The organism is Mesorhizobium sp. M0408 (assembly GCF_040321495.1).
Lineage (GTDB): Bacteria > Pseudomonadota > Alphaproteobacteria > Rhizobiales > Rhizobiaceae > Mesorhizobium.
In genome coordinates this window covers 1-5271 of the sequence record NZ_JAMYRO010000068.1, presented here as the reverse complement: position 1 = coordinate 5271, position 5271 = coordinate 1, and the positions used below count along the sequence as shown (strand labels likewise).

The window sequence follows — 5271 nt, the reverse complement described above, 5'->3', positions numbered from 1 at the left end:
GAACGCGCCGGATGCGACGTCGGCCCGAAGATCCTACGGTCGTATTTCCCTGAGGAACCGCCCCACCGCGGGCACTGCAGCGGTAGCGACTTGCACCTGCAGCACATGGCCGCGGCTGGCTTCGGCTTGATGCTCGCGCCCGAGCACATGCCGCGCCTTCCGACACTCAAGACCATTCCCCTCGAAGGCAACCCGGTTTCGCGGCAGGTGCGGTTGCTGGCCGTGCAGGGGCGTCGCTACTCGCCGGCGCTCGACGCTTTCGTCAAGGTCGCGCGGCTTCGCGACTGGACGGTCGAAGTCCCTCACCCAGGGCATACCTTTGGAAAATCGGGGACATACCCGAGAACAAACGCGACGACCTTCTCGATCGGCATTTCGTAGGGCCGCAAAGGAGGCCCTCGCCGGACCTCAGTCGGTGAAGGTTGAAGCTGACCACGTCGCCACCGGCGAGCGCTCGCGCGAACAGGCTGGTCCGCTTTCCGTCGCGAGGTTTCCGCACGGTGACGCCGTACCGCAGCCCCTCGTACACGCCTTCTCCGTAGCCACTCGGTATCGCGGCGAGCGCCGATTCGAAGTCCGGTTCCAGCAATGTCTGACCCCGTCGCTTCTGCGGCAAGTGAATCCGTCCCCGCCAGATGCAAACACCTCGAGCGGCGATCCACGTGGCATCGTTTCGATAGACGGAGGTGATTGGACGCTCGCCCGCCCCGTGCCCTATCTTCAATGCAGAACAAAAAAGGAGCTCCGCGAATGCCGACCTACAGGAAAAACCCAGAAGCGGTCTCGAAGTTGACTCCCGAGCAGTACCGCGTCACGCAAACTGACGGAACCGAGCGCCCCTTCGCCAATGAATACTGGGACAACAAGGAACCTGGTCTCTACGTCGACGTGGTTTCCGGCGAGCCGCTCTTCGCGTCGTTCGACAAGTTCGACAGCGGCACAGGCTGGCCAAGTTTCACGCGGCCCCTCGAGGCCGCGAATGTCGTCGAGAACGTGGACAGCTCGCATGGCATGACACGGACCGAGGTCCGCTCCAAGCACGGCGACAGCCACTTGGGCCACCTTTTCCCCGACGGGCCGCGCGACAAGGGCGGGTTGAGATACTGTATGAACTCGGCCTCCCTGCGTTTCATCCACCGTGACCAACTAGAGAGCGAAGGGTACGGCGAGTACGCAAAGCTCTTTGCAAAGCAGGAGGCCTGACGATGGCAACGACTATAGAGCGCGCTATCCTGGCGGGGGGTTGCTTCTGGGGAATGCAGCAGCTGGCGCGGCGCCTCCCCGGCGTCGTATCGACGCGGGTCGGATACTCCGGCGGTGACGTCAAGAACGCCACATACCGCAACCACGGCACGCACGCGGAAGCGATCGAGATCACATTCGATCCGAGCAAGACGAGCTTCCGCGATCTGCTGGAGTTCTTCTTCCAGATCCACGATCCGACAACTCCCAACCGGCAGGGAAACGACCGCGGCGCGAGCTACAGATCTGCGATCTTCTACGCCAGCGAGGAGCAGCACCGCGTTGCGCAAGACACGATCGCCGACGTCGAAGCCTCGGGGCTGTGGCCGGGCAAGGTGGTGACGGAGGTCTCGCCCGCTGGCGACTTCTGGGAGGCTGAGCCTGAGCACCAAGACTACCTGGAGCGCCACCCGAGTGGCTACACCTGCCACTTCGTACGCCCGCAGTGGAAACTTCCGCGCAGAAGCGCCGCCTGAGGGCGGCGCAGGGATGCGTCGACGGCGGTGCCCTGAGCTTTACTTCGCTTCCGTGAGACGGGTACTGCGACGCATCCTCGCAGTATCCGTGGAGCACTAGCTGGTGGTTTGGACGGCCGGACACGGTTTCGAGATTCGCGAGCCAGGAATGTCCCATATCGTCGCGGATGCGCGGCGCCTTGCCCGTTGCGGCTGCACATCCGAAAGTCACCGTGAGGAATTGCAATGGTCCCTGTGCACCTTTTCCAGTCCGCGCTCGCGCTTAGCGACCTAGAGCGCTTTTATCTCGAGGTGCGGCAAACCAGCGAGGCCCTCGGCGAGCCCCTGTCAGACGCGGACGCAACGGTGCAGTCGATGCCCGACGCGAGCCCCGCGAAGTGGCACCTCGCACATACCACCTGGTTTTTCGAGGCGATGGTGCTCTCGCGCCACCTGAAGGGCTACAAGCCGTTCGACGAGAAGTTCACGTTCCTGTTCAACTCCTACTACGAGACGCTGGGGGCGCGGCAGCCGCGTCCAAGGCGTGGCATGGTCACGCGGCCGGCGTTGGACGAGATCTACGCGTACCGGGCGCATGTCGACCAGGCCGTCGCGAGGCTGCTCAACTCTCGGCCGAACCGCGACGCCGCCGAGCTGATCGAGCTCGGATGCCATCACGAGCAGCAGCACCAAGAGCTCTTGCTCACGGACATCCTTCACCTGTTCGCGCAAAATCCGATCCGGCCATCCTACCGCGACCCTGCCCCGCTGTCGGTCGAGTCCGCGGTCCTGCCTGCGCTCTCCTTCACCGACTTCGAAGGAGGAATCATCGAGATCGGCCACGGCGGTGCGGGGTTTGCCTTCGACAGCGAGGGACCGCGCCACCGCGTGTTGACCGAGCCGTTCCGGCTCGCCGACCGTTTGGTGACCAACGCCGAGTGGATGGAGTTCATTGAGGACGGTGGCTACACCAAGCCTCTGCTGTGGCTGTCCGAGGGCTGGACGAAAGCCCTCGTTGAGGGCTGGTCGCGGCCGCTCTACTGGGAGACGCGCGACGGCCAGCACTGGACGATGACGCTGAGGGGCTTCCAATCGATCGACCCCACCGCACCGGTCGCGCACGTCAGCTACTTCGAGGCTGATGCGTTCGCTACGTGGTCCGGAAAGCGGCTGCCGAGCGAGGCGGAGTGGGAGGTGGCCGCGCAAAGACTCGACGTCGGCGGCAACTTCCTCGACCTCAATCGCCTCAGGCCCAAGCCCGCGTCCCCGCGGAAAGTGGGGGTGCAGCAGATGTTCGGCGACGTCTGGGAGTGGACGCGCAGCCCGTTCTCGCCCTACCCGCGCTTCCGCGCGGTCGAGGGCGCCGTCGGCGAGTACAACGGCAAGTTCATGTCCGGGCAGTTCGTTTTGCGAGGCGGCTCTTGCGCGACGCCACCGGGACATCTCCGCGCGAGCTACCGGAATTTCTTCCCGGCGCACACGCGTTGGCAATTCGCGGGACTTCGCCTGGCGGACGACGCCTAGCTCCGCCGCGATCGGCGAAACCACAAGGAGAGACGAGATGGCCACGGACAAGATCGTTCAGAACATGGAAGTGATCGGCGCGGACGGCGTACACGTCGGCACCGTCGACGGTGTCGCCAACGGGCGCATCAGGCTGGCGAAGCGCGACAGCGGCGAGGGCCAGCACAAGGGCCACACGCACTTCATCGACCTCGGACTGGTCGCCGACGTCGAGGGGCAGAGGGTTCGCCTTTCTGCGAACGCGGCTGTGGCGGTGACATTCGAGGAAGAGCAGTCGGGAAAGCCCGTCTGAAGAAGGAGGGCCCGATGACCCTGACCACACGCAAGGCATCGAAGCTGGATCAACTACGCGCAATGACGACGATCGTGGCCGACACGGGCGATCTCGGAGCAGTGGCGCGTCTCAAGCCGGTGGACTGCACGACGAATCCGACGATCGTCCTGAAGGCGATCGATACTCCCGAGTACAGGGATGTCGTCGACGAGGCGTTGGCATGGGGACGGAAACAGAACGGCGATGATGCACGCTTGGCCGCTGCGACGGCCGACCGGCTCGCAGTCTCCGTCGGCGTCGAACTCTTGCGACTCGTACCAGGCTTCGTTTCCACCGAGGTGGACGCGAATCTGTCGTTCAACATCAGAGCATCGGTCGCGAGGGCACGCCAGATTATCCACGCCTACAAGCAGCGAGGCATCGGGCCCGAGCGCGTGCTCATCAAACTCGCTTCGACGTGGGAGGGAATACGCGCTTCGGAGATCCTCCAACGCGAGGGCGTGAAGTGCAACATGACGTTGCTGCTGAACCGAGCCCAGGCGATTGCGAGCGCTGAGGCGCACGCCTTCCTGATATCGCCATTTGTGGGCCGCATTTACGACTGGCACAAGAAGTCTGGTGGAAGGGACTTCACCGCCGACGAGGATCCAGGTGTCCGCTTCGTGCGGGACATCTACGGGTACTACAAGTCGAACGGCATCGAGACGATCGTCATGGGCGCGTCGTTCCGCAACACCGGCCAGATCGAGGCGCTGGCCGGATGCGATCGGCTTACGATCGCGCCATCCCTTATGGACGCGCTTGCGTCCGAGGGGGGCGATCTCAAACGCGTCTTGGCGCCGGCCGCCGCAGAGCCGCGCTCCCTCCGGACGGCGGAAGACGGGATCTGCCACTGGTTCGTGAGCGAAGACGCCGTCGACATAAAACACCCGGACCCCGCGGGTCCGATGGACGAGACAATTTTTCGGTGGATCATGAACGAGGACGCGATGGCGACCGAGAAGCTGGCCGAAGGCATTCGCGTGTTCGCGAACGACCTGAAGACGCTCCGCCGCAGGATCGCCAAACGCCTCCAGTGAATTCCGCGCCGTCGCCACTGCCGAGAGCAAACGCGGAGCCGTGATGATGTTTGTGTACCACCTGAACAACTCGAGGTCTCAAAGCGTCCCGTAACTGCTCGAGGAGCCGGGGTCGCAGGTGCGTCCAGCGCACCTTACCGCGGTCGCGCGCGGCGGCGCCTACGCTCTCGTGGAGTGAAGACCGGAGTCAGGCTGCAGCGGATTCCTCGATAGCGTCTTCGGTCGGCATGGCAGTGGCGGACGAGGCGCGCTGCGCCCTGGCGCGGTATTCTGACGGATCGCTGCCGTAGTACCTGCGGAAAGTGCGCGTGAAGCTGCTCCGGCTCTGGTAGCCGGCGCTGAAGGCGACCTGGTCGATAGACAGCGCGTTGGCCGCGAGCAGGTCTGCTGCATGGCGCATCCTCACCCGACGGAGCAATGACATCGGGGACTCCCCGAAGGCGGCGGAAAACCGCGCCATGAAAGCCGAGCGGCTGAGACCGATGGCATGCGACAGACTCTGGACGGTGTGCGGCACGGACGGGCGCGAGGCCATCTCGGCGAAAGCCCGTGCGATCGGCGGATCGCTCAAGATCGAAAACCGCTCCACCCACGCATTCGTCGAGACCAGGCAGCGCCGGAGCAATGCGAGCAGAACGAGTTTCAGCAACGCCGCCGACATCGGCCCTCCACCAACGTCCTGGGCTGCGAGCTCGGC

The 5271-nt window shown here is 64.3% G+C and carries 7 protein-coding genes; 6 read left to right on the top strand and 1 reads right to left on the bottom strand.

Annotated elements, in window-relative coordinates:
• The 6 genes from NKI67_RS33635 to tal all read left to right on the top strand — a co-directional run.
• Positions 1-381 (top strand): LysR substrate-binding domain-containing protein (locus NKI67_RS33635; RefSeq protein ID WP_352649140.1); only part of this gene is annotated, 381 nt, incomplete at its 5' end.
• A gap of 369 nt (positions 382-750) precedes the next feature.
• Positions 751-1203, top strand: coding sequence for a peptide-methionine (R)-S-oxide reductase MsrB (msrB, locus tag NKI67_RS33630; RefSeq protein WP_352649138.1), 453 nt, complete (start codon positions 751-753; stop codon positions 1201-1203).
• A gap of 2 nt (positions 1204-1205) precedes the next feature.
• Entirely contained in the window at positions 1206-1718 is a 513-nt protein-coding gene (gene msrA / locus NKI67_RS33625) for a peptide-methionine (S)-S-oxide reductase MsrA (protein ID WP_352649136.1), read from the top strand.
• Positions 1719-1943: 225 nt separating this feature from the next.
• On the top strand, positions 1944-3221 hold the full coding sequence (gene egtB, locus NKI67_RS33620) for an ergothioneine biosynthesis protein EgtB (protein WP_352649134.1): 1278 nt from the start codon (positions 1944-1946) through the stop codon (positions 3219-3221).
• 37 nt (positions 3222-3258) lie between these two features.
• On the top strand, positions 3259-3513 hold the full coding sequence (locus NKI67_RS33615) for a DUF2171 domain-containing protein (RefSeq protein ID WP_352649132.1): 255 nt from the start codon (positions 3259-3261) through the stop codon (positions 3511-3513).
• 14 nt (positions 3514-3527) lie between these two features.
• Positions 3528-4574: a transaldolase gene (gene tal, locus NKI67_RS33610; protein WP_352649130.1), complete on the top strand. Its 1047-nt coding sequence runs from the start codon at positions 3528-3530 to the stop codon at positions 4572-4574.
• 187 nt (positions 4575-4761) lie between these two features.
• Here tal and NKI67_RS33605 read toward each other — a convergent pair.
• On the bottom strand, positions 4762-5271 hold a 510-nt coding region (locus NKI67_RS33605), incomplete at its 5' end, for a helix-turn-helix transcriptional regulator (protein ID WP_352649128.1).